General features: G+C 66.1%; 9 protein-coding genes. 4 read left to right on the plus strand and 5 right to left on the minus strand.

Annotation, left to right across the window (positions count from 1 at the left end; genetic code table 11):
* Positions 1-68: 68 nt before the first annotated feature.
* A complete protein-coding gene (locus XH92_RS25525) occupies positions 69-1,172 on the minus strand; it encodes an anhydro-N-acetylmuramic acid kinase (protein WP_194454567.1) in 1,104 nt (367 codons plus the stop codon).
* A gap of 154 nt (positions 1,173-1,326) precedes the next feature.
* Here XH92_RS25525 and tyrS point away from each other — a divergent pair, with 154 nt between their 5' ends.
* Both tyrS and XH92_RS25535 read left to right on the plus strand, forming a co-directional pair.
* The gene (gene tyrS, locus XH92_RS25530; protein WP_194454568.1) at positions 1,327-2,580 is read left to right on the plus strand and encodes a tyrosine--tRNA ligase; all 1,254 of its coding nucleotides are present in this window, start codon (positions 1,327-1,329) and stop codon (positions 2,578-2,580) included.
* 57 nt (positions 2,581-2,637) lie between these two features.
* Positions 2,638-3,885 carry an MFS transporter gene (locus XH92_RS25535; protein WP_194454569.1) on the plus strand — a complete coding sequence of 416 codons (1,248 nt, stop codon included), beginning with the start codon at positions 2,638-2,640 and terminating at the stop codon, positions 3,883-3,885.
* 90 nt (positions 3,886-3,975) lie between these two features.
* Here the strand turns inward: XH92_RS25535 and XH92_RS25540 are convergent, their stop codons facing one another.
* Together XH92_RS25540 and XH92_RS25545 are read right to left on the minus strand one after the other, a co-directional pair.
* Positions 3,976-5,730, minus strand: coding sequence for a hypothetical protein (locus tag XH92_RS25540; RefSeq protein WP_194454570.1), 1,755 nt, complete (start codon positions 5,728-5,730; stop codon positions 3,976-3,978).
* Positions 5,731-5,955: 225 nt separating this feature from the next.
* Positions 5,956-9,657 (minus strand): DUF3971 domain-containing protein, encoded by a 3,702-nt coding sequence (locus XH92_RS25545; RefSeq protein ID WP_194454571.1) that lies wholly within the window; start codon positions 9,655-9,657, stop codon positions 5,956-5,958.
* Between the two features lie 241 nt (positions 9,658-9,898).
* On the opposite strand from XH92_RS25545, the gene XH92_RS25550 reads away from it, so the two are divergent.
* Positions 9,899-10,612, plus strand: coding sequence for a peroxiredoxin (locus XH92_RS25550; RefSeq protein WP_194454572.1), 714 nt, complete (start codon positions 9,899-9,901; stop codon positions 10,610-10,612).
* A 100-nt stretch (positions 10,613-10,712) separates the two neighbouring features.
* Positions 10,713-12,071: a M23 family metallopeptidase gene (locus XH92_RS25555; protein WP_194454573.1), complete on the plus strand. Its 1,359-nt coding sequence runs from the start codon at positions 10,713-10,715 to the stop codon at positions 12,069-12,071.
* Positions 12,072-12,143: 72 nt separating this feature from the next.
* Here XH92_RS25555 and XH92_RS25560 read toward each other — a convergent pair whose 3' ends face one another.
* Both XH92_RS25560 and XH92_RS25565 read right to left on the minus strand, forming a co-directional pair.
* Positions 12,144-13,388 carry a DUF5666 domain-containing protein gene (locus XH92_RS25560; protein WP_194454574.1) on the minus strand — a complete coding sequence of 415 codons (1,245 nt, stop codon included), beginning with the start codon at positions 13,386-13,388 and terminating at the stop codon, positions 12,144-12,146.
* A complete protein-coding gene (locus tag XH92_RS25565; protein WP_194454575.1) occupies positions 13,385-14,260 on the minus strand; it encodes a DUF6502 family protein in 876 nt (291 codons plus the stop codon). The genes XH92_RS25560 and XH92_RS25565 overlap by 4 nt, the downstream gene beginning before the upstream one ends.
* Positions 14,261-14,285: the final 25 nt, after the last annotated feature.

A 14,285-nucleotide genomic window follows, 5' to 3' on the forward strand; every position in this document is an offset into this window, starting at 1 on the left:
TCAATGCAACTGCATCCAACTAAATGCAGCGGCATGGAACTGTCAAGGTAGATGCATTTGCATCTAAATCACGGTCGCGCGATGATGCCCCCGGTCATCGGGATCGGCACCCCCGTGGTGGCGGGATAGCTCAGCGGCAACCCCTTCATGCCGCGCGCGGCGAGGAAGCCGAACGCCTGCGCCTCGATCGCATCCGCCGCCCAGCCGAGCGCCTCGGCGGGCTCGACGGTCGCCGGCGCCAGGCGCTCGCGCAGCATCCGCAGCATCGTGAGGTTGGAGGCGCCGCCGCCGCAGATGATCCAGCTCTTCGGCCGTTTCGGCAGCAGCGGCACCACCCGCGCGATCGCCGCCGCGGTGAAGGCGGTCAAGGTCGCGGCGCCGTCGGCCGGCGCCACGGCGCCGAGCTTCAGGCCGGCAAAGTCGTTGCGGTCGAGCGATTTCGGCGGCGGAACCGAGAAGAACGGCAGCCTAAGCGCCTGGGTGATCCAGGCTTCGTCCGGTTTGCCCAGCGCGGCGAACTTGCCGGCGGTGTCGAACGGCTGATGCATCTGGCGGAACATGAAATCGTCGAGCAGCGCGTTGCCGGGCCCGGTGTCGCAGGCGATCAGCGTGTCGGCGCCGTCGATATAGGTGATGTTGGAGACGCCGCCGATATTGACCACGACGATCGGCCCCTCGCGGTTCAGCGATTGCGCCAGCGCGCGATGGTAAACCGGCACGAACGGCGCGCCCTGCCCGCCGGCCTCGACGTCGGCGGCGCGGAAATCATGCATCACCGGGATGTGGATCGCCTTGGCGAGCGCCAGGGCATCACCGATCTGCACCGTCAACCTCCGCTCCGGGCGATGCAGCACGGTCTGGCCATGGAACCCGACGATGTCGATGTCCTGGGCGGAGATCCGAGTCTGCGCCGTGAAGCTGGCGACCGCCTCGGCGTGGGCCGTCGTGACGGCCTGCTCGGCCTGCCGCAAGATCCCCGGCCGGGCGTCGCGCTGCGACAGATGAACGGCCTCGGTCAGCGCATGACGCAGCAGGCTGCGCTCGGCGTCGGTATAGGGCCGATAGCCGGTAGGTCCGAAGGCCTTGATCTGGCGGCCGTCGGTCTCGATCAGTGCCACGTCGACCCCGTCGAGCGAGGTGCCGCTCATCAGACCGAGTGCCGTTAACATCATCGTGGAAGCGCCCCAGCCGGGAACCCCCGGCTTGTCTCAAACAAGTACATCCTATAATGCCACTGCGCGTCCGCCTGCGGCAGCCCACCAAGCATCAAGGTTCCGCAAATAGATGCAAAAACCGTAAAACAAGAATGATCTGGCTCGCCGACAAATGACTGCATTTAAATCGGATTTCCTGAACACTCTACAGGAACGCGGCTTCGTCCACCAGTGCTCCGATTTCGAGGGCCTCGACGCGCTTGCCGCGAAGGGCGAGGCGATCGCCTATGTCGGCTACGACTGCACCGCGCCGTCGCTCCACATCGGCAACTTCCTCACCATGATGATGCTGTACTGGCTGCAACAGAGCGGCAACAAGCCGATAACATTGATGGGCGGCGGCACCACGATGGTCGGCGACCCCTCCGGCAAGGACGAGACGCGCGCGATGCGCACGGTCGCGGAGATCGAAGCCAACAAGGCCTCGATCCGCGGCGTGTTCGCCAAGGTGCTGCGCTATGGCAACGGGCCCTCCGACGCCATCATGCTCGACAACGCCGAGTGGCTGACGAAATTGAACTGGATCGAGATGCTGCGCGACATCGGCCGGCACTTCTCGGTCAACCGCATGCTGACGATGGACTCGGTGCGGCTCCGGCTCGAGCGCGAGCAGGAGATGAGCTTCATCGAGTTCAACTACATGGTCTGCCAGGCCTACGACTTCGTCGAGCTGTCGCGCCGCACCGGCTGCCGGCTGCAGATGGGCGGCTCCGACCAGTGGGGCAACATCGTCAACGGCGTCGATCTCGGCCGCCGCATGGGCACGCCGCAGCTGTTCGCTCTGACCACGCCGCTGCTGACCACCGCCTCCGGCGACAAGATGGGCAAGACCGCCAAGGGCGCGGTGTGGCTCAACGCCGACCAGTTCTCACCATACGACTTCTGGCAGTACTGGCGCAACGCCGAGGACGCCGACGTCGTCAAGTTCCTCAAGCTGTTCACCATCCTGCCGATGAGCGAGATCAACAAGCTCGCGGCGCTCGGTGGCAGCGAGATCAACGAGGCCAAGAAGGTGCTGGCGACCGAAGCGACCGCGCTGCTCCATGGCCGCGATGCGGCCAATGAAGCCGCAGAGACGGCGCGCCGCACCTTCGAGGAAGGCGCGCTGGCCGAGACCTTGCCGACGGTGGAAATTCCGCGCGGCGAGTTCGAAGCCGGCGTCGGCGTGCTCGCCGCCTTCGTCAAGGCCGAGCTCGTCGCCTCCAACGGCGAAGCGCGGCGGCAGATCAAGGGCGGCGGCCTGCGTGTCAACGATGCAGCCGTCACCGACGAGAAGATGCTGCTGACGCCGGCCAATCTCACGCCGGAAGGCGTCGTCAAGTTGTCGCTCGGCAAGAAGCGCCACGTCCTGCTGAAGCCTGCATAGGCGCATTCGGATTTGTCGGTTGCAGGGAGTGCCGAAAGCGCGCTCCCTGCTTTCCAAATGGACCAGATCACGACTCCGAACGACACGCTCGCAACGCCGGCGAAACAGTCGCGCGTCGCGCTGAACGTGCTCGCGCTCTGCTTCGTGCTGTCGGTGCTCGGGCGCGGCCTCAGCGACAGCTTCACGGTGTTCCTGAAACCGATCTCGGAGAATTTCGGCTGGGACCGCGCCTCGGTGGTGTCGGTCTATTCGCTGACCTGGCTCGCCAGCGGCTTGACTGCGCCGCTGGTCGGACGGTTGTTCGACCGCTCGGGCCCGCGCGTGGTCTATGCGCTCGGCCTGTCGCTGCTCGGCTGCGCGTTTCTCATCGCCTCGCGCGCGCAAGCGCTCTGGCAATTCCAGCTCAGCGTCGGCCTCTGCGTCGGCTTCGGCACCGCGCTGATCGGCAACGTCTCGAATTCGATTCTGCTCGGCCGCTGGTTCGGCCCAAGGCTGCCGACCGCGATGGCCGTGATGTATTCGGCGACCGGCGCCGGCCTCCTGTTGTTGCTGCCGCTGTCGCAGGTCTTGATCGACCGGATCGGCTGGCGCGAGGCCTATCAGGTGTTCGGCATCGGTGCGCTTGGCCTGCTCGTGCCGCTTGTCTTCCTGCCGTGGCGGCTGCTCGCCGGCGGATCGCCGCACATCGTCAGGAAGGCGCAAGCCGGACTCGCCGAAGAAGGCTGGACGTTGCTGGCCGCGATGCGCCACCACGCCTTCTGGGCATTGTTCTCTACCTTCTTCTTCACCGCGGTCGCGATGTATGCGCTGACGGCGCAGATCGTCGCCTACCTGATCGATGTCGGCTTCCCGCCGCTGCAGGCCGCCACCGCTTGGGGATTCTCCGGCGTCGCGCTGTTCGTCGGCATGCTCGGCGTGTCGACCCTCGACGGCATCATCGGCCGCCGTCCGAGCGTGCTGTTCAGCTACGGCGTCTCGATCCTCGGCATCGTCCTGCTCTGGCTGTTGCAGTGGTATCCGAACTACTGGCTGCTGACCGGCTTCATCATCTGCTTCGGCAGCATGATTGGCTCGCGCGGCCCGCTGATCACCGCGACCGCGCTGAAAATCTTCCGCGGCGAGCGCGTCGGCACGATCTACGGCAGCATCATGATCGGCAGCGGTCTGGGCTCAGGGCTCGGCTCCTGGGGCGGCGGCCTGATCCATGACTGGACCCACAGCTACAATCCGCTGATTGCCTTCGCGCTGGTCAACGTGGTGCTCGGCCTGATCCCGTTCCTGGTGGTGCCGGCGCTGCGGCGCTGAGCCAAAAAGCGATGGCTTGGACCGGATGTTAGTGAACAGCCTCTCCCCACAGGTACATGGGGAGAGGCCGAAGGCTGCCACATCGGTCGTTCAGTCGGTGTCGCGGCAATCGTCGCTGCGGTGATCACGGCCGCAGGAGCCGCGGTCATGGGCCTCCTCCCGGCCATCGCCGGTGCCCGGCGTGAACGACACGCCACGCAGTGCTTCGCCGGAGTTCGCGGTCCGCAGCGTGACGAAGCGCTCGCCGGCCGGCAGCGTGGTCGCGGAAAGCTTGTCCGTGATCATCACGAGCTTGTTCGGGTCGGCACCCTGGTCGCCGCTGCCGCTCACGGTGGAGGTGATCGCCCAAATCGACACGCTGCCGTCACGATTGACGCGGCCGGTGATGTTGCGCAGGCCGTCGGTCGCCGGCGACCACGGCTTGCCGGTCGCGGCGTTGTTGCCGGTTGGATAGCCCTGCACCGTGTACGGCACGCCGAGGTCGAGTCCCGCCTGCAAGGTATAGACCTGCTTCCACGCGCCGGCAGTGCCGTCGAACACCCACTTCTGCAACCCGGCTGATGTCTGCGCCTTGGCAGCGGTATAGCTGTTCGACGTCGGGTCGAATGTCGCGGTGCCGTTTCCTTCGTCGGCGACGTAGAGCGTGTTCGCGTCGGCGAACCAGATGCCGAACGGGAACGAGGTCGTGCTCTTGAGCGCGGTCGGGAAACCGCTCAGCACGCACATGTTGTAGGGCGTGACGCCCTGCGCCGCCAATTTCGAACCGTCGTAGAATATCTGCGTCGTCGGCAGCGATGCGGACGGGGCCGGCACGCCGACGCCGTTCGGGCACGCCTTCGGGTTGCCATTGGCGGCGTTGCCGGTGGTGTCGATGAAGTAGACGGTGTTGATTCCGTTACCCCCGCTGCCCTTGGTCGTGTAGATCACGTTGTTGAACACGGTGAGGCCGCGGAAATTGGTGTCCTTGCCGATCTTGTCGGCCTTCTGGCCGAGCTCGGTGATGTTGAAGCTGCCGAGCGGGAACGGTCCACCCGGATCCGCCTGCCGCGCGAGCGGCGCGTCGGCCTCTTTCGCGATCTGCATGCCGGCGCCGGTGATGACCCCGGCAGGCTGCGGGTTGCCGCCATTGCCCGCGTTGCCGGCTGTGTAGAACACCCCGGCACCATGCCGGTCGTTGAAGATCGCGGCGCGGCCGTTGTTGCCGCTATAGCCATTCACCTTGGTGAAGTGGAAGTGACCGTTCTCGTCGACCTCGGCGACCAGGCGAAAATAGGTGGCGGGCACCGGATTGGTCGGGTCGATGACGTCAGGCGTGTTGGAGTTCGACACGTCGATGGCGCCGATCGGCGCCAGATAGCCCATGAAGGTCACGCTGCGATGATCGAGCGACAGGTTGAGCGCCAGTTCGGATTTCGACGAGAAGCTGGTGACCATCTGGTCCTTGCTTTGCGACACGCCGCGCTGGGTGCTGTTCGGCACCTCGAGCGACTGCACATGTCTGCCGTCGAGACGCAGTTCGTCGAGCAGGATCTTCGCGGTCAGGCCGAATGAGCCGTCGACAGCGTCGTTGTTGAACACCGTCGGATAGGTGCCATCAGCCGTAGCGGTCACGCAATTGGGCGACACGCAATTCGGCGGCAATTGCGTCACGCCGGGCGTGATGGTGACGGCGTTGTTGACGAACACCGCACGGCTCAACAACAGATGACCCGGCCGGAAATGAACATCGTCGCCGTCGGCGTGCGCAAGACTGCCGGCCAGCGCCGTGGAGGCGAGCAGCGTCAACGCAAGTACCGCACGAGACAGCGGAAGCCCCACAGACGGGCGCAATCCTTTGGCGATCATTGCTTTTCTCCCAATGTAAGATTTTCTCAGAAAGCGAGGGGGCGTATAGCCGCCCGCGATGTCGGCGGTCGGCGCGCGCAATCTGCGGGCGGACTGTTACGGGCGTGCGACAATCCACCACACGTCCACAGCGGCACCACACTCGTCACGATGGATGATGAAGCCGGTCATGCCCGGCAATTTTGTCCAGGCCGTCGGCGGCCGCCGAGAGAATGTGCCGGCGCGCTAGTTGTTCGTCGTCGGCAGGTCGGTCGGGCCGTACTGCTTGAACTCGAAGATCTTGCGCGTGAGGCCGGGCGCAAGCGCCGAGATCGGGTTGACGCGCAGCACCGGCGCGCTCGGCGTTCCCACCACTTCATAGGTCACGCCGATCAGGCCTTCGTTGCTGCCGGCGCCGAGGAAAATCCCGAAGAACGGGATCTGGCCGAACATGTTGTTCAGGCCGTACATCGGAATGAAGGTGCCGTTCATCCGCACTTGGTTGCCGACATAGTCGATGCTGCCTTCGATGGTCGCGCCGATGGTCGGTCCCTTGACCACACCGTTGCGGATCGAGAGCTGGCCGCTCTGGCGCGTGAATTCGGCGCGCAGCGCGTCGAACCCGATGCCGTTCTGGGTGCTGACGGGCCCGCCGGCGACAGCGCGGTCGAGCTGGGTTTCGCCCTTCACCGAGAAGCCGGTGATATTGAGCAGCCCTTCCCTCGGGCCCGGATCGGGAATCGGCGGCTCCATCGCAAGCATGAGCTGGCCGCCGACCACCTTCGAATAAGTGTCGATGAAGCGCAGGAACGCTCCGGCGTCAGCGGTCTGCAGGTAGATCACCTCGCGCGCCTGCTGGCGCCGCAGGTCGGCGCTGACCGGGGTATCGCGGCCGACCCTGCCGCTCAGCGTGAACGTCTTGAAGTACCCGTTGCGACGCGAGACCTTGGCGTCGACGCCGCGCAGCGCTTCTCCGTTGAAGCCGGCCACCGCGCCGAGCTTCAGGTCGACGTCGAAATCGGTGGTCTTGGCCTTGTTCTTGGAATCGTTATCGCGGCCGGAGATCGCCGATTTCAGGAAGCCGCGGCCATCGAACACGTCGCCGCGCATCGTCACCTTGATCACGCCGTCAGGACCGCGATCGGCCCGCAGCGATGTCTTGTCGCCGTCCGACGGCGCATAGGTCGGGAAGTTCGCATTCATCAGGTCGCCGTTCTGGTCGACCTCGAGCGCGCCCTTGATCGAGACACCGCTGCCTTCGATCGAGATATCCTCGAACCGCGTCGACTGCCCCTTCGGCACCACGTTGAAGGTTGCCTTGCCGGCCCTGCCCTGCGCCTTGACCCATCCGGGCAGGATGTTGTCGAGCTTGAGCTGGGTCAGGTCGGCCTCGACGCCCATCTTGGTGGCGGGATTGTCGCCGCTGCCGATCTTGCCGGAGAGCTTGATCGGGATCGCGCCTGACACCGCCGGGCCGAGATCAAGCCCGAGCCGTGCACGGCTCGCATCGTCCAGCGTCGCCTGCAGCTTGACGTCGGCATCGCCGTCGGCCGGCTTGCGATAGTCGAGCGAGGCCGCCTGTCCGTTGATCTTGACGTCGCCCTTGACCTGGAAACCGGCGTTGCTGGCAACCAGCTTCAGCGTGTTGGCTTCGAGCTTCTGGTTCATCACCAGCTTGTCGACGGCGACGCCGGAGATGTCGGCAGCGACGGAATAGGTCGTGTCGGCCTTGGTCAATTCGCCCTTCACCGGCATGCCGAGATTGATCGTCGCGGTGACGTTGCCCTTGCTGGCGTTGGGATCGATCAGCGGACCTGAGAGATCGCTGAGCCGGTCGGATGCAAGGATTTCGGCAGCGGCCGGCACCGGACAGTCGACCCGGAACTTGACCTTCGACGGCGACGGCTTCGGCGCCATGTCCGGCACCTCGAAGGTGAAATCCGACAGCGTGATCTTGCGGCCTGCCGGCGTGTCGGCGATGCCCTGATTGATGGTCACGGTCGCGGTGCGCCCGGTGACCCTCGCCTTCAGATCCGCATCATGGACCGCGGGCATCTGATCCACCGGGCGCACCGTGACGCCCGAGGCGACGATGTTGACCGACAGACCGTCGTCCGGAATCGGCGGTCCCTTGCGCGACAGATTATGCACCGGCGAATTGACGCCGACATCGATGCGCTGGAGCGTGCCGCGGTCGATCCGCTCGAGCACCCATTCGCGCACCTCGGGCACGATGATGATCGGCCACATCCGCTTCAGGGCCGAGGCCGACATCGGCGTGCCGGCGAATCCGAGTTGCAGTCGCGGCTCGCCGGAATAGTCGATGCTGCCGGTGCCGGCGACGCCGATCTCGCCATTGGAGATGTCGGCCTGGGTCAGCAGCACCCGCTTCTTCTCGGTGTCGAACCGGAAGCCGATGTTGATGCGATTGAAGATCAGCGGCGGTTCGTTCTTGTCGGCACCGGCCAGCACGATGGTGCCGCCGGACAGGCCGGCCTGCCAGTCGGTGACATTGTCGTTCGGCGGCTCGAGATGGCCGAGCAGCGTGATGCGGTTGGCACCCGAGACGATCTTGATCGGCGCCAGCAGCACGCGCCGCCCCGAATCCCATTCGACGCTCATCTCGGCCGAATCGACCGGCATCGGGTAGTCCGGCGTGTCGGTATCGATGATGTTGCCGGCGCCGACATTGATCTTGCCGCGGAAATAGGTCGGCAGCCCGTCGCGGCCGAGCTCGCCTTTCATTTCGCCCGACAGTGGCAGGTCGGCGGTGTAGGTGAGATCCTTGGTCCGCATCGCGAGCAGGATGTTCCGGGTGGAAACCTTGTCGGCCTTGACGTCGACCGAGCGCACGCCGTTCTGCTGCGGTCCAATCAGGACGCGGACCGACCAGGGCTTTGCGCCATCCTCGCCGAAGCTGAGCGCAACCCCGCCGCCGTTCGGGCGCCGCAGGCTCAGGCTGATATTCTCAAAGCTCCATTTGTTGCCGCGCTGCTGGTCGTCGACGACGAGATTGCCATTCTTCAGACCGATCTCGTTGAGGTTTTGACCGTCGAGGCCGGTCATGCTGAGGCTGTCGAGCCAGTCGAGGCCGGCGAGCAGCCCGCTCTGGGCCGAATCGGCTGAGGCCGCCGAGGGCTCGGAGGCAACCGGCGGCGCGGCAGCCTGCGGCTGCGGAGCGGCAGGCATCGGACGCGGGAATGTCGGCGGCAGCCCCGCTTCCCGCTTGGAGGCAACGCCGGTGGCGAGCGGCTTTGCGGTGTCGCCGGCAGACACAGTCACGTTGCCGTCGGGTGTGATCCGCACCGACAGTTCCGCATCGACCAGATTGAGGCTCTCCGCCCGCAGCTGGCCCATCAGCAGCGCGGTTCCGGATAGGCGCACTTCGGCTTTCGGCGCGCTCGCAACCACCGCATGATCGCGATCGCGGACGATGATGTCGCGGATGCGCACCGCGATCCTGACCCGGCCGGCGCGCTCGATCTGCGTTCCGCCGACCTCGACCGTATTGCCGTGGCCGATATTCTCCTCGATCGCTGCGGCAAGCCACGGCGTCGCCAGATCGAGATTGATTGGACCCGCGCCGAGCCGCCACCACAATGCGCCGAAGCAGGTCGCGAACATCACGACCAGCACCACGAGCACCAATCCGATGCGACGGATCCAGCGCTCGCCGTGCAGCCAGCGCTGCATGCCGGAGCAGAAATCGGTGAAGCGATGCAGGTTGGTGTTGGAACGCGCCAGCAATTGCCGCGCACGGTTGCCCGCCGCCTCATCCTGCTCGTCCCACGCGGCGTCGCCTTCCCATTGCGAGAAGTCGGTCCCGGCGCGCGGATTTGGACCTTGCGGCGACGTGTTCCTTGCCATTGCCTCTCGGTGCTGACGGCGAAGCTGATCGCCGCCATCGGGGCGCCCGTCGATTCGTATCGAGCGCTCCTGTGCCGGCATCGCCGCCTATCCTCGCCTAATCATGTTACTCGCCGATGGCCCCAAGAACGGACCAAAAGAACGGACCCAACCAACCGATCAAAAGCCAATTCAGCAAGCGGACGGGTAACGCGTCGAATTCCTTGTCACCATACTCCGTGGCCATCAAACTTGCCCAGCGGCCGCTGCGAATCCGGCCGCCGCGAATGAGACCCGCAATACCCCAATGGTTGAGCTTCTGAAAGCGACGAAAGGAAGGCGTATGTCCAAGAAAACGCGCAAGAAATCCTCCAACACAACCGGAAAGCGGGTCGCAACAAAGGTTGCGCGCGCCGCAAGCGCAAGCACTGGGAAGTCCGCGACCAAAACCCGCACAACGGTTGCGAAGAAGGCAGCTGCCAAAACCGCAAAGACCAAGCCCGGAGCGGGTGTTCAAGAGAAAGCCTCGCACAAGGCCGCATCGAAACCGTTAAAGGCGAAGCCGGCCGCGAACGTGACCAGGTCGTCCACCATCACACTCACCGAGGGCGCCGCGGCGCCCGGCTTTGACCTGCCGCGCGACGGCGGCGGCAGCGTGTCGCTGAAGGATTTTGCCGGCAAGAAGCTGGTGCTGTTCTTCTATCCTCGCGCCGACACCCCCGGCTGCACCCGGGAGGCGATCGACTTCACCCGGCTCAAGAGCGACTTCATCGCCGCGGGGGCCGAGGTGGTCGGCATTTCCGCCGATACGGTTAAGGCGCAGGAGTCATTTCGAAACAAACACCAACTGTCGGTGCCGCTCGTCTCGGACGGCGCCCATCAGATGCTGGAGGCGTATGGCGCCTGGGGCGAAAAATCTATGTACGGCAGGACCTTCATGGGAATTATTCGCACCACGGTTCTGGTCGATTCCGGTGGAAAAGTCGCCCGTATCTGGCGCCATGTGAAGGTCGACGGCCATGCCGAAGCGGTATTGGAGGCCGCCCGCTCGCTCTGATCGGAGCGGTTCCGTTTCCTGAAAATTAACCATGGCGGGCTCAAATCGGCCCCGCAAATTAGCCGTACGGAGCTTGGTCCGACCGGCCGCGGGAGTACCGATGTCGAGCCGGTCCGGTCATCACCAGGAATACCAGAAACACCATCATCCTCAGGACCATGGCCGGTCACCGGCGCGCCGTCCGGCAGCCCAGCATGGCGCGGCTGCCGTCGCCGCCTCCGGCGAGGGCTATACCCTGGTCCATGCCGGCAAGCAGGTCCGGATCGGGCCGGTGGTGTTCTGGATCATCGTTGGCACCGTGGTGCTGCTCGGCATGTGGTCGGCTGCGACCGCGACCTATTTCGCGTTCCGTGACGACGTACTCACCCGGCTGATCGCGCGCCAGGCCGAGATGCAATACGCCTATGAGGACCGCATCTCGGAGCTGCGCGCCAAGGTCGACCGCACCACCAGCCGCCAGCTGCTCGACCAAGAGCAGTTCGACCAGAAGCTCGACCAGATCATGAAGCGGCAGTCGACGTTGGAATCGCGCGCCACCGCGCTCGGCGCGATGCCCGATGCGACCTCAACCGGATCGATCAAGCCGCAGGGCCGCGCCGACGCCGCGCCGTCGTCCGGCACGCCGAAGCCCTCCCCGATCAGCGACACCGTGATCTTCGTGGCGCCGCCGGATCGCGAGGCGCGGCTGGAGTCGCGCGCGCCGCTGATCGCCAAGGCGCAGCCGAACCAGTTCGCCAAGGCCCAGGGTGTCGACAACGTCCTGGTTCGTCTGCAGACCTCGCTCGACCAGGTCGAGCGTCGCCAGGTCGCCGCGCTGTCCTCGGTCGAGGACGGCATCGAATCGCGGGTGCGCAGGATGCGCGGCGTGATTTCCGATCTCGGCCTCAACATGGCGCAGCTCGAAGCCGCGACACCCCGCTCCGGCATGGGCGGGCCCTATGTGCCCGTGAAGCTCGCGCCCGACGCCGGTTCGTTCGAACGCCAGCTCTACCGCATCAACATCAACCGCGCGCAGATGCAGCGCCTGAACCAGACGCTGTCGCTGGTGCCTTACCGCAAGCCCGTGGTCGGCGAGGTCGAGTTCACCAGCGGCTTCGGCGTTCGCTCCGATCCGTTCCTCGGTCGTCCGGCGATGCACACCGGGCTCGACTTCCGCGCCGCGCAGGGTGATCCGGTGCGCGTCACCGCCAACGGCAAGGTGGTGTCGGCGGGTTGGGCCGGCGGCTACGGCCGCATGGTCGAGGTCGATCACGGCAATGGGCTCTCGACCCGCTACGGCCATCTCTCCGAGATCGGCGTCAAGGTCGGCGAATACGTCAAGATCGGCCAGGTGATCGGCGCCGTCGGTTCGACCGGCCGCTCCACTGGACCGCATCTGCATTACGAGACACGCATCGACGGCGAAGCGGTCGATCCGCAGAAATTCCTCCGCGCCGGCGTCCGGCTCAGCGCGGGCTAAAACTTTCCGATCGCACCGCGTGTTCTGAAACCGGCGCTGGCCCAAGCCCGCGCCGGTCTTGCTTTTGCCGGATCAGCGGCGACCACCGCCACCCATGCCGCCGGGCGGCCCGCCGCCACCGAATCCGCCGCCGGGTCCGAATGGGCCACCAGCACCGCCGGGACCAAAGGGTCCGCCGGGCGAGCCGAAGCCGCCCGGACCAGGACCGGTCGTTCCGCCATTCAGCGGATCGGGCGCAGGACCGCCGCCAGGCGGTGGCCCGCCGCCGGGCGCACCAGACGGCCCGCCAGGGCTGCCACCGGGACCGCCGCCACCAGGCGCGCCGCGCCTGCCCGGCCCGGATCCATGTCCCGGCCCAGAGCCCCCGCCGCCGGACCCGCGGCCCGGCGTGCCGGGGCTCTTCACCGACGAGCCCGGGAATCTCGTGACCGATTGCACCGACTCGACACGCAGCTCGCGCGTGCCCGACAGCTGCGCGTTGACGACCACGCGCGAATCGGCCGCTGGCGAGAACCGCGAGTTATCACGCGCGACGAAGCCGGAACCGAGCTGCAGGTCGTTGCCGACCCGCCGCACATAGGCCTCGATCAAAAGCCGCTTGGCGCCGACAAGATCGGAGAAGTCGTCGGCGCGGCTGCGCGACACCTGCATCACACCCTGCGCGACATGGCCTTCGGCCTGCACGCGCTGACCGACCAGAGCCGCGTCGACACCGCTCAGCTTGAGCTCGCCGATCCGCAACGCGCCGGCGCGATCGCGCTCCAGCGGTCCTGCGACGCGCATCGCGGTGTCATCGCGTTCCTGCACCAGGCTTGCGACCACGACACCGTCGGTGCGGCGCAGGCCGAACACGGCGACATGCGCGCCCGGCTTGAGCCAGCTCTCGCTGCCGGTCCAAGCGACCTTCTGGCCGAGCACGGTCAGCTCGCCCGCTTTCACCTGCTCGACCGGCCCGGTCACTTCGCTCGCGACGTCGATACGCCTGGTCGACAGCGTGCCGCCGGCATCGCGCTCTGCCACCACGCGCGCGAGCTGGCCGATCCGCAGCGCTTTCGCGCTCGCCGCCTCGCCGTCGATCCGGACCGGCACGTCGGCCGCATAGGAAACCCGCTCCCCATTGACATAGATCGAGCCGAACCGCTGGATCACGCCGACAATGCCGGTGCCGCCGATGCCCTGGTCGGAGCCGGTGATCCCGGTGCCGCCGATGCCCTGATCGTTGCCGCGCTTCTTGACCTGTGCGCCGGCGAGCGAGGTTCCGGCAAGCCAGAAGCCGATCAGCAATGCACGGCGCGAAATGACGGGCGGGCGCTTCATGCCGCACCGCCTTCGTCCGCATCGTCATCGACCGGGCCGTCAGGTCCCTCGCGGTAGATGTAGATGCCGAAATTCCAGCGGTAGTCGCCGCCCTTGTCTTTCGCGAGCGCGCGGTTGGCTTCGCGGTTGGCGACCTTCAGCGCCTCCATCGCAAGCTCGCGCGAGCGGCCCTCGAGCCGCTTGGCGAGCTTGGCCGACAGCCCGTCGTAATGCACCGCGCGTTCGAGGAAGCGCGGCGTCGCCGACGACACGTTCATTTCGGCGGCCGCGACATGGTCGTGCAGGTTACGGCCGAGATAATGCCATTTGCGGTCGTCGTCGCCATGCGGGACGAAGGCCTCCTCGACCAGCATGATCTCATCATCGTCATTGATGGTGACGAGCTTGCGGTCGAGCCATTCGTCGAGCACGGCGCGCGGCCGCACGTCCTTGGTGATCGATTCGACCAGCGTCTCGAACGACGGCGCGCCGCCATCGGCAGTGCGCGGCAACGGCAGCGGATCGCCTTTGGCGTCGGTGAATTCGGGCGCGGCCAGCCAGCGCGCGATGATCGCACTGGTGCGCGACAGCGTCGCCGGCACAGCATTGACCGGCGCGCCGGCGCCGCGCAGCCGCGCCACCTCCTTGCGGTGGATGCCGGTCAGCAGGCTGACGCGGCTGTCGGTCTGTTCCTTGCCTTCGAGCGCGAAGTCGTGCTCGGCCACGTTGACATAGAGCTCGCGCAACAGCTGGGTCAGCGCCGGAAACGTCATGCCGCCGCGGATGCAAAGCCGCACCAGCGGACGCAGCATCCGCGCCAGCGGCGCATGCAGCTTCGCGGCGGCGATCGGCGCGGACGATCCCACCTTCGACTTCGGGCCCTTGGCGTTCATGCCTAACTTTTAGCCGCCCTCCGCG

Origin of the sequence: Bradyrhizobium sp. CCBAU 53421 (genome assembly GCF_015291625.1) — a bacterium.
Taxonomy (GTDB): Bacteria; Pseudomonadota; Alphaproteobacteria; order Rhizobiales; family Xanthobacteraceae; genus Bradyrhizobium.